This is a genomic window from Chitinophaga filiformis (assembly GCF_023100805.1).
GTDB classification, from domain to species: Bacteria; Bacteroidota; Bacteroidia; order Chitinophagales; family Chitinophagaceae; genus Chitinophaga; species Chitinophaga filiformis_B.
This window is the reverse complement of record NZ_CP095855.1, coordinates 7,974,915-7,998,049: the sequence shown is the minus strand read 5'-3', so window position 1 is coordinate 7,998,049 and position 23,135 is coordinate 7,974,915. Positions and strand designations below refer to the sequence as shown.

General features: G+C 43.6%; 23 protein-coding genes, 1 tRNA gene and 1 pseudogene. 12 read left to right on the top strand and 13 right to left on the bottom strand.

Annotation, left to right across the window (positions count from 1 at the left end; all coding sequences use genetic code 11):
• Positions 1 to 38: 38 nt before the first annotated feature.
• The 4 genes from MYF79_RS31305 to MYF79_RS31290 are packed head-to-tail and all read right to left on the bottom strand — an operon-like array spanning position 39 to position 3,591.
• Entirely contained in the window at positions 39 to 1,055 is a 1,017-nt protein-coding gene (locus MYF79_RS31305; protein ID WP_247811743.1) for an NAD(P)-dependent alcohol dehydrogenase, read from the bottom strand.
• A gap of 5 nt (positions 1,056 to 1,060) precedes the next feature.
• Positions 1,061 to 1,876 (bottom strand): alpha/beta fold hydrolase, encoded by an 816-nt coding sequence (locus tag MYF79_RS31300; protein WP_247811742.1) that lies wholly within the window; start codon positions 1,874 to 1,876, stop codon positions 1,061 to 1,063.
• A gap of 51 nt (positions 1,877 to 1,927) precedes the next feature.
• Positions 1,928 to 2,770: an alpha/beta fold hydrolase gene (locus MYF79_RS31295; protein WP_247811741.1), complete on the bottom strand. Its 843-nt coding sequence runs from the start codon at positions 2,768 to 2,770 to the stop codon at positions 1,928 to 1,930.
• A gap of 17 nt (positions 2,771 to 2,787) precedes the next feature.
• Complete coding sequence (locus MYF79_RS31290) at positions 2,788 to 3,591, bottom strand: hypothetical protein (protein ID WP_247811740.1); 804 nt, start codon at positions 3,589 to 3,591, stop codon at positions 2,788 to 2,790.
• Between the two features lie 65 nt (positions 3,592 to 3,656).
• Between MYF79_RS31290 and MYF79_RS31285 the strand changes: the two genes are divergently transcribed.
• Positions 3,657 to 4,568, top strand: a complete 912-nt coding sequence (locus MYF79_RS31285) for a helix-turn-helix domain-containing protein (RefSeq protein WP_247811739.1) — start codon at positions 3,657 to 3,659, stop codon at positions 4,566 to 4,568.
• A 156-nt stretch (positions 4,569 to 4,724) separates the two neighbouring features.
• On the opposite strand, the gene MYF79_RS31280 is transcribed toward MYF79_RS31285, so the two are convergent.
• Positions 4,725 to 5,066 (bottom strand): hypothetical protein, encoded by a 342-nt coding sequence (locus MYF79_RS31280; protein WP_247811738.1) that lies wholly within the window; start codon positions 5,064 to 5,066, stop codon positions 4,725 to 4,727.
• A gap of 138 nt (positions 5,067 to 5,204) precedes the next feature.
• Between MYF79_RS31280 and MYF79_RS31275 the strand changes: the two genes are divergently transcribed.
• Positions 5,205 to 5,561, top strand: a complete 357-nt coding sequence (locus MYF79_RS31275) for a winged helix-turn-helix transcriptional regulator (protein WP_247811737.1) — start codon at positions 5,205 to 5,207, stop codon at positions 5,559 to 5,561.
• Between the two features lie 235 nt (positions 5,562 to 5,796).
• On the opposite strand, the gene MYF79_RS31270 is transcribed toward MYF79_RS31275, so the two are convergent.
• Both MYF79_RS31270 and MYF79_RS31265 read right to left on the bottom strand, forming a co-directional pair.
• Positions 5,797 to 6,216: a hypothetical protein gene (locus MYF79_RS31270; RefSeq protein WP_247811736.1), complete on the bottom strand. Its 420-nt coding sequence runs from the start codon at positions 6,214 to 6,216 to the stop codon at positions 5,797 to 5,799.
• 251 nt (positions 6,217 to 6,467) lie between these two features.
• Positions 6,468 to 6,872, bottom strand: a complete 405-nt coding sequence (locus MYF79_RS31265; RefSeq protein WP_247811735.1) for a winged helix-turn-helix transcriptional regulator — start codon at positions 6,870 to 6,872, stop codon at positions 6,468 to 6,470.
• A gap of 131 nt (positions 6,873 to 7,003) precedes the next feature.
• Between MYF79_RS31265 and MYF79_RS31260 the strand changes: the two genes are divergently transcribed.
• The 7 genes from MYF79_RS31260 to tnpC all read left to right on the top strand — a co-directional run bounded on the left by MYF79_RS31260 (position 7,004) and on the right by tnpC (position 12,620).
• Positions 7,004 to 7,798, top strand: coding sequence for an SDR family oxidoreductase (locus MYF79_RS31260; protein WP_247811734.1), 795 nt, complete (start codon positions 7,004 to 7,006; stop codon positions 7,796 to 7,798).
• 18 nt (positions 7,799 to 7,816) lie between these two features.
• A complete protein-coding gene (locus tag MYF79_RS31255) occupies positions 7,817 to 8,140 on the top strand; it encodes a nuclear transport factor 2 family protein (RefSeq protein WP_247811733.1) in 324 nt (107 codons plus the stop codon).
• 395 nt (positions 8,141 to 8,535) lie between these two features.
• Entirely contained in the window at positions 8,536 to 9,228 is a 693-nt protein-coding gene (locus MYF79_RS31250; RefSeq protein WP_247811732.1) for a hypothetical protein, read from the top strand.
• A 4-nt stretch (positions 9,229 to 9,232) separates the two neighbouring features.
• Complete coding sequence (locus MYF79_RS31245) at positions 9,233 to 10,036, top strand: Mu transposase domain-containing protein (protein WP_247811731.1); 804 nt, start codon at positions 9,233 to 9,235, stop codon at positions 10,034 to 10,036.
• Between the two features lie 36 nt (positions 10,037 to 10,072).
• Positions 10,073 to 10,387 (top strand): IS66 family insertion sequence element accessory protein TnpA, encoded by a 315-nt coding sequence (tnpA, locus tag MYF79_RS31240; RefSeq protein WP_247810394.1) that lies wholly within the window; start codon positions 10,073 to 10,075, stop codon positions 10,385 to 10,387.
• On the top strand, positions 10,384 to 10,728 hold the full coding sequence (tnpB, locus tag MYF79_RS31235; RefSeq protein WP_247810393.1) for an IS66 family insertion sequence element accessory protein TnpB: 345 nt from the start codon (positions 10,384 to 10,386) through the stop codon (positions 10,726 to 10,728). Before tnpA ends, tnpB begins: the two co-directional genes overlap by 4 nt.
• Before the next feature lie 92 nt (positions 10,729 to 10,820).
• Positions 10,821 to 12,620 (top strand): IS66 family transposase, encoded by a 1,800-nt coding sequence (gene tnpC, locus MYF79_RS31230; RefSeq protein WP_247810392.1) that lies wholly within the window; start codon positions 10,821 to 10,823, stop codon positions 12,618 to 12,620.
• A gap of 11 nt (positions 12,621 to 12,631) precedes the next feature.
• On the opposite strand, the gene MYF79_RS31225 is transcribed toward tnpC, so the two are convergent.
• On the bottom strand, positions 12,632 to 12,985 hold the full coding sequence (locus MYF79_RS31225) for a hypothetical protein (protein WP_247810391.1): 354 nt from the start codon (positions 12,983 to 12,985) through the stop codon (positions 12,632 to 12,634).
• Between the two features lie 48 nt (positions 12,986 to 13,033).
• On the opposite strand from MYF79_RS31225, the gene MYF79_RS31220 reads away from it, so the two are divergent.
• Positions 13,034 to 13,393, top strand: coding sequence for a hypothetical protein (locus tag MYF79_RS31220; protein WP_247811730.1), 360 nt, complete (start codon positions 13,034 to 13,036; stop codon positions 13,391 to 13,393).
• Between the two features lie 62 nt (positions 13,394 to 13,455).
• Here the strand turns inward: MYF79_RS31220 and MYF79_RS32560 are convergent.
• From MYF79_RS32560 to MYF79_RS31200, 5 genes and pseudogenes are all read right to left on the bottom strand, one after another.
• A pseudogene (locus MYF79_RS32560) lies at positions 13,456 to 13,578 on the bottom strand (hypothetical protein); the annotation flags it as partial.
• Positions 13,579 to 13,589: 11 nt separating this feature from the next.
• Entirely contained in the window at positions 13,590 to 14,951 is a 1,362-nt protein-coding gene (locus tag MYF79_RS31215; protein WP_247811729.1) for an ISL3 family transposase, read from the bottom strand.
• A 547-nt stretch (positions 14,952 to 15,498) separates the two neighbouring features.
• Positions 15,499 to 18,324, bottom strand: coding sequence for a KGGVGR-motif variant AAA ATPase (locus MYF79_RS31210; protein ID WP_247811728.1), 2,826 nt, complete (start codon positions 18,322 to 18,324; stop codon positions 15,499 to 15,501).
• 1 nt (position 18,325) lies between these two features.
• On the bottom strand, positions 18,326 to 18,676 hold the full coding sequence (locus MYF79_RS31205; protein WP_247811727.1) for a hypothetical protein: 351 nt from the start codon (positions 18,674 to 18,676) through the stop codon (positions 18,326 to 18,328).
• A gap of 1,238 nt (positions 18,677 to 19,914) precedes the next feature.
• Positions 19,915 to 19,988: transfer RNA gene (locus MYF79_RS31200), tRNA-Lys, on the bottom strand.
• A 110-nt stretch (positions 19,989 to 20,098) separates the two neighbouring features.
• Here MYF79_RS31200 and MYF79_RS31195 point away from each other — a divergent pair.
• Entirely contained in the window at positions 20,099 to 21,274 is a 1,176-nt protein-coding gene (locus tag MYF79_RS31195; RefSeq protein WP_247811726.1) for an acetyl-CoA C-acyltransferase, read from the top strand.
• Between the two features lie 197 nt (positions 21,275 to 21,471).
• A complete protein-coding gene (locus MYF79_RS31190; protein ID WP_247811725.1) occupies positions 21,472 to 23,118 on the top strand; it encodes a DUF1800 family protein in 1,647 nt (548 codons plus the stop codon).
• Positions 23,119 to 23,135: the final 17 nt, after the last annotated feature.

Sequence of the window (23,135 nt, the reverse complement as noted above, 5' to 3'; positions counted from 1 at the left end):
AGATATTCTGGTCGCCCATGCGTTGAATCCCTCTTGCGTCAGAAATCAGCGTCAAGCACAACACGATATTTTGCTTTTCCGGACTCCAGGTGTTCGATGGCTTCATTAATTCTACTCATGGGAAAATGCTCAACTATGGGTGCGATCTTGTGACGTGCGGCAAACCGAAGCATTTTGTCAATTGCCCATCGAGACCCGCCCGGAGACGCGGAAATATGGAGTTGTGGTATCAAAACCGAAAGAACATTTACCGGTATTGCATCAAAGGGAATACCAACGAAATGCATGCGTCCCTTTGGAGACAGCAGTTCCAGAATCTTATCCCATTCCAGTGCAGCTCCCACAGTGATGACAATTAGATCGAATTTGCCTTTCAGGGCTTCCCACGCGGATGTATGCCGGCTTGTCACTACATAGTCCGCTCCTAATTTGACAATCTCCTCTTGCTTGTCGGTGCTTGAGGAAAAGGCCACTACTTCGCTTCCCCACGCCCGGGCAAATTGCACGGCCAGGTGCCCCAGCCCGCCGATACCAAAAACACCAATGCGGTCGGTAGGTTTGGCCTCATAGGCCAGCAGTGGATAGAAGACAGTTATTCCTGCACAAAACAAGGGCCCGGCGTCGGCCGCCCGAATCCCTTCTGGAATCGGAATAACCCAGAGCCAGTGCGCCTTTATTCGACTGGCAAATCCTCCGTGTCCCGTCAGAATTGTTGCCTTGAGTGTAGTGCAAAGGTGGGGGTCTCCATTAAGACATGGGTCACAATGTCCGCAACTTTCCTTATTCCAGCCGATGCCGACCGTTTGACCGACAGACAGCCCTTTTGTTTTGGCCACTTCACCGATACGCACAATTTTTCCGGTTATCTCATGGCCTGCCACGATTGGATAAGGCAAACCGAATGCTCCATTGAGGGCGTTCAGATCCGTATGGCAAAGTCCACAATTGTCTATCTCGACCTCCACCTCTTCACTGTTCAGCGGCGATAGTTCGTATTCGATTGGAACTAATTTTCCTTTGGGCTCCAACTGAGCCCAGCCTTTAACGATTTTCATTGTTATTATTTTTTCAGGTATTCACCTTCTATCCACTTCACCAACAGGTCGCCGTACTCTTCAGCAGTATCTTCCCAGGCGTAATGACCGGATTCCAGAATATGAAATTGATTGTTTGGTAGTTCACGATGTAGGATTTCTCCGTTTTTAAGAATAGCCAGAGGGTCAGTCCTTCCCCAAATAATTAACACAGGTGTCTGAATGTCCTTCAAGCGTAGGCCTGGAAGTTCATGCGGGAGGGCTTTCAAAAACAACATCGTGTCCCAGAACCTTCCATTGTCATAGCTAGACAGGTAATCTTCCCGAAGGTCATCTGTCAATTGATAATGACTCATGTTGGCGAGCGCGCCATTGATGATATCCCGTGAACTGTACTTTTGCAATTCGTCGTTTGTCCGATCCATAATCATGGTCGTCAATATTCCGTCGGACTCTATTGGGTATACACAGGCCGCACTTCCCACCACGGCGCTACGGATGCGCCCAGGATCTTCCTGCCCGATGAACAGCGCAACGCTTGAGCCTACGTCCGGACCGACGACGTGCATCGGGCCACCTCCGAAGTGATCGATGGCCTTCCGAACGAATGTGGCCATTGCTTTTGGAGCTAACAGTTCTTTCCTGCCTCCAGATTTACCGAATCCCGGCAAATCGATCGCGATAACGTTAAACCTTGACGCTAGTTTATCCCAAATTGGCTCGAATGCGCGGATGCTCTCTGGCAAAGGGCTTAGCAGTAGAACCGTTTCGGAAAATCCCCCCATGCTGGTAGCGGAACGGATGTTTAAGTTGTCAATGGACTCATATTTTAAACTGTTCATAGTTAAATGTATTCTACTTTAATACGTCAATGAAAACAGGAAGAACAGATCCTAATACCGGTCCAGGAAGAAATTGGCCTCGTTGACAAACAGCTCTGGATACTGGAAAAAAGAGCCATGGGCTGCATCAGGGTAGTAGCTGAGCACCGCGTTTGGCAGCTGCTTAAACAAGACATAGGAGTTGTCGCTATCCATCATCTCGTCGTTGCTTCCCTGGACGATCAGCGCTGGATGGGCAACTTTTGAAAGATCGATGGTTACCGGATCGGTCCCCCACGCCGTAATCGCTCTCAATTGCGCCATCACCGACTCGGCAGCCGTCGTCCGGTCCCGGTCTTCCGTTCTGGCATACAGCCGCTGCAGGGTAGCCCGGCCTTTTGCACGGCTTTCTTCAGAGGCGGTAAAGAAAATGAACAGGAAGCGCTCGGCCTCCTCCAGTTTCATTGCCTTTTCGATCAGCTGCGGAAAGGCCTGCAGCACCTTTGCACCCTGTGGGGCCGCGCCGACGATGATCATTTTCCTGACCAGGTCCGGCCGCTCCACGGCAAGCTGCTGGGCGATAAAACCACCGAGCGAGAAGCCGAGCACATCAAACCGGCTTATTCCCAGAGCGCTGGCGAAGGCAATAGCATCGGCCGTCATTTCCGCGACAGTCGCCGGCGTCTTGCCCCCTGAATTGCCCACGCCTCTATTGTCGAAAACGATTACCTCGCGGTATTGGGCAAGACCATCAATTATGACCGGGTCCCAGTTGTCAAGGGTACCCGTAAAATGCTGATAACCGATCAGTGGCACTGCGGCTGGCGTGCCAAGGCGACGATATGCATATGCGACCCCGTCTATTTCTATATATTGCGTAGGTGTGTTGCCAAAACTGTTTTTGACTACTGCCATCGTTGTATTTTTAGCGGTTATTGAAACTTCAGATCGAGAACATCGATCGATACGAGTACTGGCTCCATCTGATAGCTGTTGTCTTTGTCATCAAGGATATAGATCCTTCTTTTTGTTGCCGTCTTGATCCCGGAGAACTCCTTGTAGTCTTCGAGGATCTGGGTGGCAGACGATCCGCCCAGGACCCGGGGCCAGTAATCATGGCGCTTCAGATAGCCCTCTTCCGAAAAATAGTACACCTGGCGTTGGCTGTGCGTAGCGATATGGTCCGGATAGAGCACCTCCAGTCTCCGCCAGGTCTCATCCTTGTCTTTCCATGGTTGCATCTCATTCACGACGATGCCCGCTTGTAAAAAATTGAACGGCGTGGTCAGATAGTTCCAGGTGGCATAGCTGCTGAAGTAGGCCAGCTGCGATCTGCTCCACGGCGTAGTGATCTGGTGGCCCTTGAAGGAAACCAGGGGATCGGCCAGCTCTTCGACGACGGCGTCATTCGCATCCAGCAAGGTGACCTTTTGCGGAGTGAAATCGGATGAGAGCTGCCCGCCAAACAATCCTTTCCAGCTGGCCCGTTGCTCATGTAGCTGCCCCGTAAACCAGACATCGTCCAGCGCCCCTTCGTGTCCCTTGATGCTCCAGGTAACTCCCCCGATTTTGACGTGCGCCTGAACGCTGTTAAACGATTTCCACCTGGTAACGCCGCCATGCAGATCCAGGACTTTATCCAAAAAACGATTTTCTTCCATGCTTCTATTCCATTGAATGATCAATTCATTTGACAAAGCAAAATTAGCGGGGCGGGCGGCCTGGTCTTTGCCCATATCAACGGAAGAATAGCACAGAAATACGTGATAATCGCCTAATTTTACCTTACATAGAATACTACATGAAAAAGATCAGTCATTACATGTCTATTGCGGAACTACACCAAAAGAGCGGCTATCCCCCTCCGGTACATCCGTTGCTATCCATGATGACTTGTGAGCAGCTGATGCGGTATTCCTTCGGAGATGGTCGCCTGACCGGTGATTTCTACATGATCGCACTGAAAAAGATCAGGGAAGGCCATATGCTTTATGGGAAAACAAAGTACGACTACGACAATGGCTCCATGGTCTTTACCAAGCCCAGGCAAATCATCGAAGTCAGCAATATCCAGTTCGCCGAAAAAGGGTTTGTCATTTTCTTTCACGAGGACTATCTCAGCGGCCATTCGCTGCACACACAGATAAAAAGATACGGGTATTTCGATTACGAGATCAATGAGGCGCTGCACGTCTCACCATCGGAAGAGGTTATTATCTGGGACCTGTACCACAGAATCAGGGACGAGTACGATAATCCCCGCGACGAGCTGACCCGGGAGATCATCCTGTCGCATATCGACTCTATGCTGAAATATTCCGATCGTTTTTATCGCCGGCAATTCGCTAACAGGAGTGGGAACCTGTCCGGCACAACCGTCCGGAGATTCGAGGAGGTGCTGGCGCAGTATTTCAGTTCCGGCCGCCACAACAGCAATGGCCTGCCGACAGTAAATTACCTGGCCGGAGAGTTGGGACTCTCCAGCAGATATTTGAGCGACGTGCTCAAACTGGAGACAGGTAAGACCGCCATTGACCACGTTCATATTTATCTGATAAAGGAAGCCAAGGACCAGCTGCTGACCTCCGATAACAATGTGGCCGGTATCGCTTATGGGCTAGGGTTCGAGAGTCCTTCGTATTTTACAAGGCTGTTTAAGAAGGTGGTCGGTATCACGCCGGGCAAGTTCAAGGAGAAGTATAGGCAAAACTGAAGTAAGATTGTAATCAGCTATCTCATTATCGATGATTGATGTGACTGATACTAAGAAAATACCAGCATTCCGGGTTGGGATACGCCAGAGTACCGATTGTAAGTAATAGTAGCTATTAAAGTTTGGAATTTAAAAAATTTAAAATCAGGTCCGCTACTATTTGTGGTTGCTCTTCTTGCAGAAAGTGACCGGAATTTTCCACCACATCTTAGCGTTCTTGATATAATTTGGAAGTGATGCTTTTAACATTTGAATGCTTCCAGAGCTTGCAATTCCTAAAGTTGGGGCCTCTATTCGTGGCATTACTTTGATATCTTGAATATCTTGCGGAAAGGCTTGGTACCAGGCACTTGATGCCCTGATTGCATCCCTGGTATCATATGCTTTGGCATAAATTGTTCTGTCGAAGTGGCTAATACTATCTTTATTAACTAGCATCTTATCAAACATCCATTCCTGGACAATACCGAAGCGTCCTTCCAATAATTCCTCCGGCAATCCCTTTACCTGGGTGAATGCAACCCACCAGGGGTGGACAGGTAGGAAGGTTTATTTTTGAAAGTAGTTACCAGATAGTATTCTAATTTACAAAAAGTTAGTGTGGTTGATAATCATTTAGTTGAATCGAAAAAAAATATGGAAAATTGTTTACCTAACCTTGAGTCACTGCAATTTGTTCTACAGGTTTTGGGCGGGAAATGGAAATTACATATCCTTTCCATCCTGTATTTCGGCAAGAAACGGTTTAAGGAATTGGAGCGGGAAATAGGGACCATTTCACCCAAAATGCTCATCAAAGAATTGAAAGACCTGGAAGCGGCGGGAATCGTATACAGGCAGACCTTTAATACGGTACCGATTACCGTGGAATATAGCCTGACAGAAGATGGCCTTACGTTAAAGCCTGTGCTTAACCACGTCAACGAATGGGCGGTACAGCTGAAGCAGAAGGTAAACAATCGGAGCAAGGCAAAACCAGCTGATCTCGGCTAAGCATATAGCATTTCTTCCCGGATAGCCAGTACCAGAGCCATCTGGCACCGGGTTAATGCTAATCCATCAGGGCCTGGAAAAGAGTTGCGGAAATAAAAAAAATGCTGGTGGCCTTTGATTGTTTGCTTCCTTTCAAAGTTTAGCGCTGCCGCGTTTTATTCTCTTGGAATTATTCTGATCGATCAATCGAAGACATTGTTATCAGGGGGGATTCCTTTAATTGCCTTTGCCTTTTTTATTTTTGGGCCCTGTCCTTTACCGGTATGACCAATTTAAGGCCGGACCAGATTTCATCTATCGCACAAACTTTAATGTCAACAAGACCATTGCTTAACGCCAGGTCCCGGATTACATCCTCAGTAATATCAGTGGTGATCTTTGATGCCTTCTTGGGCCAGGAGATCCATATCATGCCATTGGTTTGGATTTCTCTCTTTAATAATGGAATATCCCTGAGCAGATCGTCTGCTTGCCTTGTAAAATAATGAATAAGGTTTTTGGATTTTGTCGTATCATCGAGTATCTGGATGTTGAGTGGCATGTCCTCAAACAGATCAAAATAATATGGTGGCTGACCCACCAGGCGAATTACGAATCCATCCTTAATGCCCAATTTTTTAGCCAGTGGTGTTGCTGAGTATCCTGCTGTATTCATGGGGTATAAAAAATAGCTATCGTTATGAATATTATGCGTTGATAGAAAACTCCCGTTTTTAATATGTTTATGAAAGTTTCCCCGGCAAAGGCACAACTTTCAAAATAGGTAAGACCATCAAGTAATCAACACGTCATTCAAGCCAGCGGCATCATTACAAAACTCACCCATCTACCATTAAGCTAAAAGATCATATCTCACACCAGCTTCAAGATTTACCAGAAATATCAATTCAACATCATAAGCCCGAATCATATTAATAACGAGGGCCCCTCTTTATAAGCATTTTCGATATCATCCAATGATGCTGCATTATGCTTCAAAATAACCCTGCGGAGCCGCTCCTGATGTTCGTCGCCCCAAAGTCCGATGGATTGAATCAACGGGATAAGTGTTTTACCGAAGTCCGTAAGACGGTATTCCACCTTAGGAGGCAATACCGGAAAGATCGTTTTAGTAACCAATTCATGATCTTCAAGTTCTTTCAGTTGGACATTCAGCACCCGTCTCGTTACGTCGGGGATTTTCCGTTGAAGTTCACCCGGTCTAAGGGTGCCTTGATGAATGAACCATAAGATACGTATCTTCCATTTGCCATACAATACTTCACCAACCAGGTCAAGCCCGCAATTGAGCATTGGAGTAGTCTTTTTCATGTACATAATTACAAATATAAACAACACCCGGTAAGGGATCAATACGGATAAATTTGTCCCTATTTGATTCATAAGACCGTAATTGTTTGCTATCTGTGTAGTATCGAGATTTGTACTACAAACAAAGAAATATGGAACAGCAATTCATCTACAGCAACGAATTATCTGGAAAGATAGCCTTAGTGACAGGTGGTACAAAGGGCGCCGGAAAAGCAATCGCCGAACGCTTAAAGGCAGCTGGCGCAACGGTGGTTATTACCGCGAGGAACCAACCCGAACATGCAGATGCAGGCCTTTATTTTGTGCCGGCAGACCTGAGCAAGGCAGAAGATGCGCAAAAAGTAATCAGCGAAGTGCTGTCAACCTATGGCAGGCTGGATATCCTGGTAAACAACCTTGGTGGTTCATCAACACCCGCCGGTGGTTTTTCAGCATTGAATGATGAGGATTGGATATCAACCCTACAAGCTAATTTACTTGCTCCTGTCAGGCTTGACAGGGGATTTTTACCGCAAATGATCGAGCGGAAAAGTGGTGTTATTATTCACATCGCCTCCATCCAGGGCAAATTGCCGCTATACGATTCTACCTTGCCGTACGCAGCTTCAAAGGCAGGATTAATCAATTACAGTAAAAGTTTATCAAATGAAGTCACGCCCAAAGGCGTTCGCGTACTAACTGTTTCGCCTGGATGGATAAATACAACAGCATCGATAGCCTGGTTGGGCGAGATTGCAAGAAATGCAAATAGTACTGTAGAAGAAGCTCAGCAAGGTGTCATGAATGCATTGGGTGGAATACCTTACGGCAGGCCCGCCGAACCGGAAGAAGTAGCCGAATTTGTTGGCTTTTTAGTTTCACCAAGAGCCAATTACTTAACCGGAACAAATTTCGTCATTGACGGCGGAACAATACCAACAATTTAAAAACTTAATCATATTATCATGGAATTACCAAAAGTAGTAGGACGTTTTATAGAGACGCAGAACAATTACGACAGCAAGGCTTACGCGGCGTGTTTTACAGATACTGCCAGTGTGCATGATGAAGGCAAAACGCATACCGGCAAAGAAGAAATTCGCCAATGGATCGAACATGCGAATGAGGCCTATCAATCTTCGATGCAACCTCTCAATTATGAGCAGTCCGGATCGAAGGCAGTGTTGACAGCCAAGGTGTCTGGCACATTCCCTGGAAGCCCTATAGTGTTGAAGTTTCATTTGGGATTTAAGGACGATCTTATAGATTCTTTAAAAGTAACCGGGTAGTGTTACATTGTAAAGTTGCGCTGATATAGATCATAGAGACCGCCTTCTAAAAAGGGGCGGTTTTTTCCGGTGTAGATAGGGGAATTCGAACAACTTACCGATCGCTGTCTAAAACGGAGGTCATTGTGCCACCCATAACGGAGCATACCGGGCCAGTCAAAACGGCGATATTGGGCCAAAATGAGCAAAAGTAATTTGCCTAGAACGGTTTTAATAAGCCAATCTCCAGGTTCCACTGTTTAAAACGGAGGTTATTGGGGCAAAAATAAGGTTTCCTGCCGCGCTAAACGGAGATCATTGGGCCAAATTAATCAATAACCGTAGCCCCAAACGGAGGTCATTGGGCCACTTTCCATGATTTGCAATAGTCTTGTACCTAAAAAAGCAATAGGTATATGGCGGGTCAAAGAATCAATGTCATGGAAGTACGTACATTAATTTCACTGAAACAGAAGGGCTGGAGCAATCGTAAGATTGCCGACTACATTAAGGTCAACCGTAAGACTGTAGACAGTTATATGGCCCGCTTTAAAGCATTGGATTTACCCCTGGATGCCCTAATGCAGTTAGAAGATGCTGAACTTGCAGACCTTTTTACAGAAGATAGCCAGACCGAAAAAGAGCGCTATGAGACATTGGCTGGTTACTTCAGCTACATTGAAAAGGAACTTTTGAAGCCTGGTTGTACACTTGGAGCATTACACCAGGAATACTTGTCAAAACACCCGGACGGTTACCGTTATACACAGTTTTGCTGGCACATACGGCAGTGGAATAAAAGGAGTACGCCGGGAGGAAAACTATTGCATAAAGCTGGCGACAAACTGTATGTCGACTTTCGTGGTGATAAGCTCTCCTATATTGACAAAACTACCGGGGAACTGATAGCTGTAGAAGTGTTTGTGGCAAAATTGCCCTGCAGCCAATATACCTTCGTAAAAGCAGTAGCCTCACAGAAAAGAGAGGATCTGATCAATTGTTTATCTGCTTGTTTACAGTGGTTTGGAGGAGTTCCTCAGGCCATTGTATCTGATAATCTGAAAAGTGCTGTGAGCAAGGCACACAAAATATGCGCCACTGATCAATAAAACATTGGCCGATTTTGCACTGTTCTATGGCTGTGCTGTAGATCCTGCCCGCCCTTATCATCCGCAAGATAAAGCGTTAGTTGAACGCGCAGTGGAGCTAATATACCAACGTATTTACTACCCAATATCCCGCCATACCTTCTTTTCTCTTGAAGAGCTTAATACTGAAATCAGCAATATGCTGATCACTTTTAATGATTACCTGTTTGCCCATGGAGGTACAACCCGCTGGCAACAATTTATTGATACTGAAAAAGAGTGGTTGCAATCGCTGCCACAGGGCCGTTATCACATACGGCAATACAGAAGAGCCAAAGTGCAGAAAACAAGTTATATCTACCTGAGTGAAAGTCGGAATTACTATAGCGTACCCTATCGCTATCAAGGCCTTCACGTAGAGGTACAATATAATCAGGTATCAGTAGAGATATTCTATAACCATACCCGCATATCCAGTCATCGACGTTGTTTTATCCCAGGACACTATACTACTATCAGCGATCATCTGCCTTCTACTCACCAGGTATATAATGACTGGAGTCCTAAGTTCTTTGAGGATAAAGCAGCGCAGGTAGGCAATAATACCCCTCTCTATATCCAAAGGTTATTAGGCCAGTACAGCTATCCGGAAATCGCTTACAAGCAATGCCAGGGAATACTGGCTTTAGGAAAGGATTATACCTCACAACGTCTTGAGCAGGCCTGTCATCGGGCACTCGAATATCATAAAGCCGGCTTTCATACTGTTGAACGCATTTTAAAGGCAGGTCTGGACGTAAACCAACAACCTGCCCCACATAGGTCATAGGTGTTCTGCCCATTAATTTTGCTGCTAAAAAAAACTATGAGCAGCAAATTAAACAAACCGGTTAAAATGCGTCGCACGGAGAGTGAAATCAGTGGCTTGATGGATATGTTTGATAAGGGAGGAATGAGAGTTAAGGACTTTTGCGAACTTCATAATATAAGCGATGCCACCTTTTACAATTGGCGAAAGAAATATCCACCCATAAAAACAGCTCCTTCAGAAGGATTTATAGAAATCATTTCTTCACTTCCCGCTAGAGATTTACCGGAAGAACGATTATTTGCCAAAGTGGGAGATATTTGTCTTTACCAGCCAGTTGGCCCTGATTATCTCAAATCGTTACTGGCATGAGCAACATAATATTGTTTACAGACCGGTATAGGTATTTTTTATATGGAGGCAGTGCTGATATGCGTAAAAGTTTTGCAGGACTTTGCGGAATCGTGATAAATGAGATGCACATGACTATCACAGATAATGACATATTTGTATTCCTCAACAAAGACAAGACTCACATGAAGATACTCTTGCATGAACACAATGGTTTTACGATGCTGTATCGTAAGTTAGATAAGGGGAGGTTCGATCTTTTGATGCAGGAAGGAGGTAACAACGCAGTTGCATTAAATGCCAGTGACTTATTATCTATTCTTAAAGGATTATCTTTCCATAAGTATCGTCAATACACTTAATCTTTTATTAATCTCAGTGCGCAAATTATTTTTGTTTAACAGTGAAGGTAGATCGAACAAAGATCTGCCTTCGCTGTTATTGGTAGTGTCTGATGAAACAATCTCACGAAACATACAACAAAGCTGCTATCTCTGATGGAAAGGATCAGGTAATTGTACTATTACAGGAGCAAATATTGCTCCTGCAGCAGGATCGTGAGACTACTGATAACTTACTCAGAGAGCAGGACCAATTGATCATCAGACAGCATCAGTATTTATGCGATAAGGATCTGCAACTTGCCAGCTATCAGCAAACAATCCTACAACAAGTCGAACAATTATCTCAGTATGATCAACTGATCACCAACCAGCATAAACAGATATCTACACAGCAGCAACACTTAGACGAACAGAATAAAGAGTTAAGTAAGCTAGATATGCTTCGGCATGAGTTGCGTATAGTAAAGAAATGGATCTATGGGATAAAAAGTGAGAAACGTCATACCAGCAACGAACTCCCCATGTCGGTAGATGTGATACAAGGCAAATTATCCCTGGACGTTGATGACTGGGGTGTATGTCACATAAACAGTAGAAAACTAGTAGCCGCTCATATCAGGACCAGTATTACCATTGCCCCAAAGAAAAGAGGTGGTCGACATGATCTTCCTGAAGGGTTGGAAGAAGAGATTATTGTCCTGGACGTAGAAAATCTGCCTGTTGGCGCCAGACTTTTGCGAATAGAAGAACAGCGGCAGTTGGCTTGTAGTCCGCTACGGTGGTACGTCAAAGTTACCAGGAGACCTGTTTACATAGCTTCTTGTGAAGATGGCTTGTATGCTAAACAGTTCGTAGCTCCGCTACCAAAACATCCTATCCCCAGATGTAAAGTAGACATTAGTGTTCTGGTAATGCTATTGATTGACAAGTTCCTTTATCATATGCCTGTATGGCGACAGCAGAGACGTTTTGTCCAGTATGGGATCACGCTATCTTATAGCACGCTATCCTATTTTACGAATAGGGTCTGCGATATACTGGAACCATTATGGCATTTACTTCTTAAGGAAATATTAAGCAGCAGGCATCTTCATTTTGATGAGAGTTGTTACAAGGTTTTGGATGACACCCGCAAGAAGGGTAAGAAATCACATTTAGGCTGGATGTGGGCAATAATGTCCCCTGTTCAGCGCATAGCTGGTTTTACCTATCAGGAAGGAAGAGGTAAAAAGGATATTGCGAAAATATTGTCAGGGTATCGGGGATACTTGCTGACAGATGGTTATGGGGTGTATACCAGCTATGGTAAACAGCCAGGTGTCATCCATCAACAATGTCTTGTGCATGTGAGAAGATATTTTACGCAAGCCCTGAATTATGACTCCAGCCGTGCGGGATATGCTTTAGATAACTTCTTTAAACCTTTATATGCCATCGAAGCAGCATGTAAAGCATTGAACCTGGATTATGATCAGATCACTGAAAAGAGACAGGCCGAATCCGTTCCGGTACTATTAGCAATGCGTCAGTGGCTGGAACAACAAGCTCCTGGTACTATACCGGGGACTCCGATGCATAAAGCTATTACTTACGCACTTACCCGCTTTGACGCACTGATGATCTATACAACTGATGGAATGTTAGAGGCTGACAACAATTTACTGGAAGCACAAATACGACCACTGGCATTAGGCAGGCATAACCACATGTTTGCGGGTTCTCATCTGGCAGGTAAACGCGCTGCTATTATTTACAGTCTGCTGGCTACTTGCCGTCTACAAGGTGTCAATCCTGTAAAATGGTTGGATGATGTGCTGCGAAGAATTACTGATCACCCTAAAGACAAGTATCTGGAACTTTTGCCCCAGAACTGGAAATCGTCCAACACCACACATAAATCGGCTGTCTGACAGATATCCGATTATATCCCTTGCTTTATTTTGCCGGTAGCGAGATCTATCACTTTTGCACTTTCTGCCTCCGCCTTCTTCCTGTCGCGTTTCTCCTGGGCCCTAATAACAGATTGATCTCTTCTATCAAGTTCTTCATCACTGAGCATGACGACCAAATCGTGAATATCGATCTTGTAAAATTTACAGATCTTCAATGCCATTAAAAAGCTCAGTTCTCTTTGATCCCGTTCTGTTTTCAAGTATGTCGTATAGGAAGTACGCAGGGCCTGTGAAAAAGCGGTGTTGTCGGGTTGATAGATTGCTCTCAATTTAGCCAGCGCCTGGCCTACAGTCAATCTATCGGGCGGGGAGAACGTTAACATAACGGAACTATTTGGTTGTAAACCAAATATCGACAAAATCACGCTAAAATGAAAAACGGAATATCACGAGATATTACTGGTGAAATGTCGATAGTAAAAAGACGGGGCACGTTGGAGGTTTACGTCTGGACAAGCTGTCAGATGATCCCGCAGAGCTGCCTTCCATCCCGGAGCATGCAAATATCCGGGGAGCCGCAGCTTATCACTAAGCGCTGGTATCAACGATTACTTATTAAAAAACAAATCATAATGAACGAAAACAACACCGTAGAGAAATTACGTCGAATGCATCTTAGCGCCATGGCCCGTCTTTACCATCAAAGTCTTACTGACCAGCATTACACGCATTGTACCGCAGATGAACTGCTAACCTTGCTGGTGGATGCTGAATGGGAACATCGTCTGTAGATTCTGGACCATGTTGACCCACCGTTCTGATTTATGTGGTTCTTCGTCACTTTTGGTGGTTACTACCTTTGCAGCACCAATCGCTTTCGTAACAGATTGAATCCAGCCCGTCCGTACATCTGACGCTTTATTGTCTTCAATTTATTAATTTGGCCTTCAACCTGTCCATTACTCCAGGGAAATGAGACTGCATTTGTTACAGCAGTGATGTCTGATAGTAATCCTTTGCAAAGCTTTTAAGCTCTTTAAGGTTGGTACCAGATACTTCATCAATCCAATCTTGTAATCCTTCTCCATGTTTATTTTCTAATAGTTTACGAAACCTGTTTACATAAAGTGAAGTTGTTTGAATATCCTTTGACTTTTTCTTTAAATTGGAGATCAATTCCCTCTCTTCCATTGATAGTTGCTTTCTTTTTCGATAAAGTAATAGACTTACTTTCCTTGCGGACCAGTATGGCATTGAAGAGGATGATATTGTTGGATACCGTTTCCCTTTCTGATATCCCTTTAGGTGTTCATAGAATACGCTTTTGCTTCCCTTATATCCTCTTTCTTTAACTTCATTCCATAACTGAATAATTTCCACTTCAGGTTCTTCTCTCAATCTGGACTGGATATAATCTACATATCCAGTTAAGTTACTTCTGGCGGGTATTTTAGGTGGTGGCTCGTTTAGGTGCAAGTATTTTTTTACAGTATTTCTACTTGCTCCTACCAATCTGGCAATAGTTCTTATTGGTACGCCATCCTTATAATATTTCCTTATTTGTTCGAATTGCGAAAAGCGCTTCGGCAATGAGCCATAAGAGGATTCTTTCAAAGCCTGGTTTCCTGGTTCCAGGTATTCCTTTGCTGCTTTCACCTTGTTTACCAATTGAGGTTTCATGCTTTGCCGAACCCGTTCTAATAGTTTAGTCAAAGCATCACCCATATTTTTTATCAGATGCCAACGATCTGCTATTTGTAATGCCTGCGGAGCACCTTTTGAAACTCCTTTGGCATATCTAGCGAACCGATCCCGGGTTACTATTTTTATATCAGGTCTTTGCTTTAACCAATCTTCTACGGTTTTAGCTTCCCTATCGGGTAATAAATCAATGATCTTTCGTGATGTCAGGTCGATAATAGCAGTTCCATAAGTGTGGCCTTTTTTATATGCCCAATCATCTATCCCTATCTCATTTGCCTCAAAGTTTTGAGGAAATTTCTGTTTGTGTATTAATCTGATAAACGTGGAACTACTCGTAGGTATATTTAAGGTTTGAGATAACTTTGATCCCATATTACCACCAACCAACAATGCTATCTTCAAAAGCTTTTTATTCAGCCTATTGGTAGTCCTACTATACTTAGAAAAAGTATTATCAAGAGATTCAACGAAGATCTTTCTGATACATGACTGGTTTTCACAATAAAATTTCCTACATTTTAATCTTATCAATACTTTATTCTCAAACACTGGTAAATCTCTGAAGGATCGATAATAGTAGCTATGAAGTTTGGTCGCAGGAATATTACAAAGAGGGCACAACTGCTCCACTTTCTGGCTTCTCATAAATAGAGTGATATTACCTGCATCTACTTTGTAATCCAATAAATCAAAGCAAAACACATCACAATCAAATATTAAATTTTGAGGCCACATGAAATTTATAACTTATGTTACATTGAGTCTCATTATGTAACACTTCCCAACCACCAAAAGTGACGAAGAACCAGCATCTCCGGAATACACACGTAGACCTGGCAGTTCATGCGGGAGGGCTTTCAAAAACAACATCGTGTCCCAAAACCTTCCATTGTCATAGCTAGACAGGTAATCTTCCCGAAGGTCATCTGTCAATTGATAATGACTCATGTTGGCGAGCGCGCCACCCTTTGTAACCCATGACGTCATTCACTATCCATGTATGCCTCTATTTAGAAATACTATCCAAAATTGGCCCCCAAGTTCTATAATAAAAGAGTACCTGCCGCGTCAAAATTATCCGGCAGGTACTCCCCAATGTTTTATTACATATTTAAATCTACCAAGAATCGTTTTCGAAATGAGGTGGTAACCTCGATCGCTCTATCGAAACCTCATTTATTTCAACATATAATTAGTAATTTTTTAATCGTTTTCTTTCCCTGTTTTTTAATCCCAAACGGTATTTATATAGAAATGCGAAATTGTAACTTGAATTACTATGTCTCCTTAAAATTCCATTTATATCAAGAATTTTCTCCAAATCTTCAACTGATTCTGTTAACTCGTGCTTTTTTATAACCTTTCCTAACAGTTCGTATAATTCAACCCTAGTCAGTTGGTAGAATTGGTAGTCTTCGTTATTATCAATGTAATCAAAAATATGCTGCAGGCTTTCGTTTCCCTTTTCCGTTACCAAGTCCTGAAAATGCCGCGTTACGGCATCCCTTCGTACGCTTTTGGCGGTATAATATTTACTTGGAAGGATAACAGAGCTATCTTTATTATAGTCACTTTGAAAGAGCTCAATAGACAGCCTGAGCAAGTCTAAAAACGGTCGGACGCTAATAGTTTCATCCGCGTTCATGATGTTTTTGTACAGCCAATCATACGATTCTCCAAACGCTTTCCTGTCGGGATATTGACCAAAAAAGACCCAACATAACTTTCGAAGAATAGCCTCTTCGAATTGTGTTTGCTTTACATTGTCGAATTTCTTTTCAAATTCTGTAATCCATTCCAGTGCATCCGTTGAAACCCTTTTGAAATCAAATTTTCTGACAACATTAATGAAACTTTCTTTGGCGTATCGTTTTACAAGATTAAAGAAGTAATTAAAAATCTCTTCTTTTTGCCACTCGATCGAGATTATATTATTTTTTAAGGATTGTACATTATTGATCCCTCTAATGGTTTTAAATAGATCCGAGCGCAAAAACAATTTACTATGTATCCTTTTATAGCTTGAAAACTGCCAAAAACTGATCAATGACGCCATTTCATCCTTCCATTTGGAAGGTTCAACCATAAGGTCCAGATTATCGTAGATAGCAACTATATCTGTTTGATGGGAGTTTAACTCTTTATCAAGCAGAGCCAATTCCTTTTCGACAGCGATAATATTTTCAACATCTTTAATAAATCGTATTAGACTTTTAAGGTTATCCGTGTCATTATTTTTGATTGAAAAGAAATGAGGTATCGAGGATTCAAATGTGATCACACCATTCAACTTATCAATGATGCTTCGCCAAGTATAAACTTTCCAAAATTTATTGAAGAAGTCTCCGATCTCGTCGATGTCTCTTTTAAAAGTTTCAAGTCCACTGGTTCCGATAAAATAATTCATTTTCTTATCGACCAAATGAAGGAATTCTATCTTGACAGTTGTTTTTTGCGCCCTTCGCTTTAACTCATTTGTTATGTCCTCATTTTTAAGTGCTTGGAACATGTAGGACTTGCCGGTTCCCTTATTGCCCAATACGATAAATTTAGTGAAATTGAACAGATCCATCATTGACTCACGGTAAAAGACGCGCCCTTGTTCAAATTCGGTTTGATAATCAAGCCCTTCGCTATCTGCATAGAGATCAGGCCATTTTCGATAGATATTTCCTAAAATCTGTTCCTGATCTGTTTTAGATGATTCTTTATCAGGGCTTACTTCAACTTCTACAACTGGCTCATTAATCTCTTCTTGTTCATCCACAATCCGTTCAGTAATTTGCCCTATTGATTCATTAATCTTGTCTGCAACATCGATATATCCTTTTAATAATTGTCTTTCATCTATTTGACTTAGCCATTCATCCTTATTTTCGCGCTTGGTTCCTATTTCAGACAACAGTCCATCATATCTAAAGTGGTAAAAGTATGGAGACAACCTGAAGGAGTCTTGGGGGTCTCCAATACTAGCTATAATTTCCTCGATTTTTTTTCGAAAGTCATTAAAATAGCCTAAATCTGAAAATGAATTTACCAGAATCGGAGCATAAACATCCGTTCTACTATTGGCAAGTTTGCTAATAGATTGTATAAATTGATATATACCGGGGTCATTCTGGGAACTGCTACTGAAAAAACCGACAACTTGGGTTGATAATTGCAGTGCCGCAATTCCAAAAATGTCGGTAAATCCAGTTCTGCTATCTATAAAAATAGCATCCGGGCGATACTGTTGTTGTATATCAGAAATAAGAGACTTGAACTTTTTAATGATAGATTCAGTTGAAGACAAATCCAGTCTCGATAGGCCCTCCAGATAATGGGTTAAATGGGTCGGAAATTCAATATTCTCCAGCCTGCGTTTCGGGTCCGTGTTACCGGCTGGTATAATTCTGATTTCACCACTTTGCGAGTATTGTTTGGATACCTCCCATGAATAATCATTAAGGTTAATTTCCTCTTGGCTCTCTTTGTCAAAGAAATATTCGATAAGACCATTGCTATAGATTGGTGAAGAATTTTCTTCGAGGAAAAAGTTGGAAAAACCTGGCGCCTCAAAATCGCAATCTATTATGATGATTTTACGACCATGTGCCCTTGCCAAATATGTGGATGATATAACTAGATTTGTTGATCTGCCCATTCCACCTTTATAGCTATAAAAAGTCACAATGGGTATGGATGTCTTGTGTTCGGTGCCAGGGCTGAGAAGATTATTTAATTTCCTTCTTGAATTCGCATATTCGATTATGCAGTCGCCGCCAGTATTAAACAGTTCACTATAAAAGAAATCTTCCTGGAGCTCGTCATTGGAAAGAAATGTGTAAACTACATTTTCCAAGACATCACCATCATCAATCAGATCGGTTCTTAACAGTTCATCTTCTGCAACCACTACCACGGCAATTTCATTTCTGTGGTTCATGGTGATCTGAAACTTGTCAATTGCACCTGTCTTTTTCTTAATGGCTAATGCCTCTCTAATTTTATCAAAGGATTGTAGTATTCCTATCATTTTAATACTTGCTTGTTACGCGTTTCAAAATTTGCTCGGTAAGGCCCACGAATTCTTCCATCAGTGGTTCGGTCAATACAACGGGTTGATGAGAAAGCCCCAAACTATACCTAATCTGCACATCCCAAGCTTTTATTAAATCATCCAATTCTTTATTTTCAACTTTGATTCCGATGTAAGGAACATCTGTACTGATGATGATTCTTTTCGTGTCCAATACTAAGCGGAGTCTGTCGAAATTATGTTGTTGCCAACTTTTTCGGAAAATTTCGTCGTCATATTCATATAAGTTCTGTGTTTCTTTTACCCTAAGTGAAGAAAACAGGATATATTTGAATGAAAACTCGATCACGTATCCAGACAGGTAAAATATCTTATGAAGGATATGTGCCCTACTTCTAGCAGGGCAGCTCCTTAAGCTATTTAATAGTTCTCTACATACACTTAAATTCCTATATCCTGCTGTTCTAAATTCGGGAAATGTTAACTTTCTGGGCATTTGAAGTGAGATACGAATAATTTATTTTGTTCCCTTACAAATATATATCTAGATGTCAGAAAAACAATCGTTATAAGAAAATTAGTACACCGATCATTAAAAATGTGGACAGTTTACACCATACCATTTTCACTGGAGTGGTCGGGGACGAGATAGGCATCACGGCGCAGGGAGGCATAATCCCCTGAAAGCACGATTATTCGGGTTTTATGAGTACTCTAAGTCGTTTTTCCGAATGTATCCCTTTGTGGGTGTCTTGTAATGTTAAAGTTACATGTCTAAATACACTGCTTCGCTTTCAAACCTCACGGACATTCCTCTGGCCAGAAACATGCACCATTTAAAAACGCCTCTGTACCCGCTAAGCGCACCATACCATAAACTACGCAGGGTGAGTCTGCTGGGACGAATATTTGTTTTGTGCCTATTTGCCTGTCAACCTATTAACGAAATATATACCCTCATTAAAAAGCGGAAGTCAGGTATTCGCAGAAGCTGAACTGCTTACATCCTGCGTCTTGATGATGGAAGCTATAGTCTTCGAATATTCAATAACCTTTACAAAATCTTAGATTCAGAAGGGAAGAGGGTTCCAAAGTAAAATTTCTTATGCGCGGGAAGAATTTTCAGTTTAGGATAATTATACCTGCAAGTGACGCAGGAAATAGCTGGGTAACATATTTTGCCAACAGACCATATTTGATATCATGGATATTCTTACTTTTGTCTCGGTGCTTAACATGCCTTTTCAGGATCTCTTCATGTGGAGTATGACGTTCTGTGATCATTTTCTCAGTAACTGATTGCTGGAGGCATTACAACCTTCCCCATTAAACGCCCTAGAACCTCAGAGAATACATCGAATTCGCTACTCAGCGTGTTATGGAACCCGCTCTGCATGGGACCACAGTAATTATCAGGAAAAGCAGAGAATGCAGAAGATGATATTTCCGGAGGGAATCTATTATAACAAGGAAAATGACCAACCTCGAACCACAAAATTCAATCCCCTTTATTCGCGCTCGTTGCAGAACCAACGAGCACTTCGGACAAATAAAAAACCCGACTTCTATTCGAAGCCGGGCTTCCGGTGACCCCTCAGGGACTCGAACCCTGGACCTACTGATTAAGAGTCAGTAGCTCTAACCAGCTGAGCTAAGGAGTCTTTTCCGCTGTTGCGGGCTGCAAATCTAACACCTTGTTTTCTATTTCGCAAAACTTCTTTAACTTAAAAGAAAAAAATCGGGTTTTTACACCCGGAAAAGGAGACAAGGAATGGAAACAGCATATATAGTTGCCGGATATAGAACCGCCGTGGGCAAGGCCAAGCGGGGCGGCTTCCGCTTTTACCGGCCTGATGACCTGGCCGTGGATGTAATTACCGGATTATTGAAAAGCGTACCGCAGCTCGACCCCAAAAGGGTGGATGACCTCATTGTGGGCAATGCGGTGCCCGAAGCAGAACAGGGCCTGCAGATCGGCCGTATGATATCTGTACGTGCATTGGGAATAGAAGTTCCAGGTATGACGGTGAACCGTTACTGTGCCTCTGGACTGGAAACTATCGCTATTGCGACGGCCAAGATCCAGTCAGGCATGGCGCATTGTATCATAGCAGGAGGGACGGAGAGTATGAGCCTCGTGCCGGTAGCCGGCTGGAAGACGGTACCTAATTACACCGTGGCCAGTACAACACCAGAATACTACCTGGGCATGGGATTGACCGCAGAAGCCGTGGCGCGTGAGTTCAATGTGTCCCGTGAAGATCAGGACGCATTTGCTTACAGCTCCCACCAGAAAGCCATCAAAGCTATCCAGAACGGCTATTTTAAGGAAGGTATCCTCCCGATAGCTGTTAACGAAGTATATGTGGACGAAAAGGGCCGTAAACAAACCCGCACTTACACGGTAGATACAGATGAAGGTCCGAGAGCGGATACTTCTCCCGAAGCGCTGGCTAAACTGAAACCGGTATTTGCTGCCGGGGGCAGTGTTACAGCAGGTAACTCTTCCCAGACCTCAGACGGCGCGGCCTTTGTCATCGTGATGAGCGAAACCATGGTGAAAGAGCTGAACCTGCAGCCTATCGGCCGGCTGGTAGCCTGTTCTTCCGCAGGAGTACACCCGCGTATCATGGGCATCGGACCGGTAGCCGCTATCCCGAAAGCCCTGAAACAGGCAGGTAAGTCGCTGAATGACATTGACCTGGTGGAACTGAATGAGGCTTTTGCCTCCCAGTCGGTAGCGGTGATCCGTGAACTGGGCATGGATCCTGACCTGGTGAATATCAATGGCGGGGCCATCGCATTGGGGCATCCGCTGGGTTGTACCGGCGCGAAGCTCACAGTACAGATACTCAGCGATCTGAAACGCCTTGATAAGAAATATGGCGTTGTTACAGCCTGTGTCGGCGGCGGACAAGGCATTGCCGGTGTCATCGAGAGATTATAGTAAAAGAGAACAATACTGAGTAGGGGTTGACTAAATAAATGGTAGTCAACCCCTTTTCTTTTTGAGTATCAGGTAACAAATAAAATAATCTGCTTGAATTAAAGTTTTTATTAATTTGGATCCGCAAATGGGACCTGTGTAATAGCCTACGTTAATCATTTTTCCCTATATATCAATACAACCATATCATACTATCTATGGATCGCAGACAATTCCTTACGCTTCCTGCCCAACGCCAGCAAACAGCAGTCAAAGCGAAGACTACTGGCTTTCGTACTGATTCTGGCATTACAGCATATACGGGAGAATTTGGTACTGCCCAGGCGGTACACCTGCTGAAACGCACCATGTTCGGTTCTACAATTGAAGATGTAGCATGGGCGAAAGGTCTGGGTATGGACGCAGCGGTAGATGCATTGATTGATACCATTACCCCGGTTACCACACAACCAGTAAATACATATGGAGAAGACGAAACTGGTATCGCTCCCGGCGCTACCTGGGTGAATTCTGCTCCCCCTCCTGAAGAAGGTGATCTTGACCGGAAAAGATGGTCTTCCTATAAAGCATGGTGGCTGAAAGTGATGATTGACCAGTCACGCAGTATCCAGGAAAAAATGGTGCTCTTCTGGCATAACCATTTCGCAACAGAAATGGATATGGTGAATGATGCCCGCTACATATATAAGCACAATGTCATGCTGAGAAATAATGCTACCGGCAATTTCAAGGCATTGACCAAAGCTGTGACCCTCGATCCGGCGATGCTCAAATACCTGAACGGCTATCTGAACGGAAAGGAAAGCCCGGATGAAAACTATGGCCGTGAGCTGCATGAACTCTTCACGGTAGGTAAAGGACCTGATTCCGCTTATACGGAAGAAGATGTAAGGACAACCGCTACCGTGCTGACAGGTTACAGGATCAACCCGGTGACGATAGAGTCTTACTTTGATTCTACACAGCACGTGATCACCAACAAGGAATTCTCAAGTTTCTATAATAACGCTAAGATCACTGGTAAAACAGGCGCTGAAGGAGCCAGTGAACTGGATGACCTGCTGAATATCATTTTTGCTCAGCAGGAAGTATCAAAGTTCATCTGCCGTAAACTGTACCGTTTCTTCGTGTATTACCTGATAGACGATGCCGTTGAACAGAATGTGATCGCACCACTGGCAGAGATCTTCCGTACAAACAAATTTGAACTGAAGCCAGTACTTAAGGCCCTGTTCAAGAGTGAGCACTTCTTCGATCCGCTGAATATGTCAGCACTGATCAAGAGCCCGATGGAATTTGCCGTAGGTCTGGTACGTGAATTTGGTATAGAATTCCCGGCAGACTATATGGCGGCTCATGAGTCGCTGGATGCCATCCGCCGTCATTGCGCCAGCATGCTGCAGGACATCGGAGACCCTCCACAGGTAGCAGGTTGGGAAGCCTATCACCTGGCGCCGCAGTACCATGAGATCTGGATCAATACAGACACCCTGCCCAAACGTAACATGATGACTGATTCCATCATTAGCAGCGGTGGCTTTGGTGGTGTAAAGATCGATGTACTGGCTTTCACCGAGAAATTCTCTGACCCTTCCAATCCTGTTGCGCTGATCCAGGACGCACTGGACCTCTTATACCGTATCGAATTATCTGACGCATCAAAGGCAAGAATAAAGAACATCATCCTGCTCAGTGGCCAGAACCCTGACAGCGATTACTATTGGACAGATGCCTGGAATACCTGGAAATCCAATCCTACATCCGCTAACCGCAACATTGTGGAAAGCCGTCTCCAGACACTGTACAAGTACCTGATGAATTTATCTGAATATCAATTAGCCTGATCTTAGAAAGACCTATA

Excerpts from the sequence above, each read along its gene's own strand:
- MYF79_RS31305 (WP_247811743.1), bottom strand. The coding sequence starts at position 1,055 with ATGAAAATCGTTAAAGGCTGGGCTCAGTTGGAGCCCAAAGGAAAATTA.
- MYF79_RS31300 (WP_247811742.1), bottom strand. The coding sequence starts at position 1,876 with ATGAACAGTTTAAAATATGAGTCCATTGACAACTTAAACATCCGTTCC.
- MYF79_RS31295 (WP_247811741.1), bottom strand. The coding sequence starts at position 2,770 with ATGGCAGTAGTCAAAAACAGTTTTGGCAACACACCTACGCAATATATA.
- MYF79_RS31290 (WP_247811740.1), bottom strand. The coding sequence starts at position 3,591 with ATGGGCAAAGACCAGGCCGCCCGCCCCGCTAATTTTGCTTTGTCAAAT.
- MYF79_RS31285 (WP_247811739.1), top strand. The coding sequence starts at position 3,657 with ATGAAAAAGATCAGTCATTACATGTCTATTGCGGAACTACACCAAAAG.
- MYF79_RS31275 (WP_247811737.1), top strand. The coding sequence starts at position 5,205 with ATGGAAAATTGTTTACCTAACCTTGAGTCACTGCAATTTGTTCTACAG.
- MYF79_RS31270 (WP_247811736.1), bottom strand. The coding sequence starts at position 6,216 with ATGAATACAGCAGGATACTCAGCAACACCACTGGCTAAAAAATTGGGC.
- MYF79_RS31265 (WP_247811735.1), bottom strand. The coding sequence starts at position 6,872 with ATGAAAAAGACTACTCCAATGCTCAATTGCGGGCTTGACCTGGTTGGT.
- MYF79_RS31260 (WP_247811734.1), top strand. The coding sequence starts at position 7,004 with ATGGAACAGCAATTCATCTACAGCAACGAATTATCTGGAAAGATAGCC.
- MYF79_RS31255 (WP_247811733.1), top strand. The coding sequence starts at position 7,817 with ATGGAATTACCAAAAGTAGTAGGACGTTTTATAGAGACGCAGAACAAT.
- MYF79_RS31250 (WP_247811732.1), top strand. The coding sequence starts at position 8,536 with ATGGCGGGTCAAAGAATCAATGTCATGGAAGTACGTACATTAATTTCA.
- tnpA (WP_247810394.1), top strand. The coding sequence starts at position 10,073 with ATGAGCAGCAAATTAAACAAACCGGTTAAAATGCGTCGCACGGAGAGT.
- tnpB (WP_247810393.1), top strand. The coding sequence starts at position 10,384 with ATGAGCAACATAATATTGTTTACAGACCGGTATAGGTATTTTTTATAT.
- tnpC (WP_247810392.1), top strand. The coding sequence starts at position 10,821 with ATGAAACAATCTCACGAAACATACAACAAAGCTGCTATCTCTGATGGA.
- MYF79_RS31225 (WP_247810391.1), bottom strand. The coding sequence starts at position 12,985 with ATGTTAACGTTCTCCCCGCCCGATAGATTGACTGTAGGCCAGGCGCTG.
- MYF79_RS31220 (WP_247811730.1), top strand. The coding sequence starts at position 13,034 with ATGAAAAACGGAATATCACGAGATATTACTGGTGAAATGTCGATAGTA.
- MYF79_RS31215 (WP_247811729.1), bottom strand. The coding sequence starts at position 14,951 with ATGAGAAGCCAGAAAGTGGAGCAGTTGTGCCCTCTTTGTAATATTCCT.
- MYF79_RS31210 (WP_247811728.1), bottom strand. The coding sequence starts at position 18,324 with ATGATAGGAATACTACAATCCTTTGATAAAATTAGAGAGGCATTAGCC.
- MYF79_RS31195 (WP_247811726.1), top strand. The coding sequence starts at position 20,099 with ATGGAAACAGCATATATAGTTGCCGGATATAGAACCGCCGTGGGCAAG.
- MYF79_RS31190 (WP_247811725.1), top strand. The coding sequence starts at position 21,472 with ATGGATCGCAGACAATTCCTTACGCTTCCTGCCCAACGCCAGCAAACA.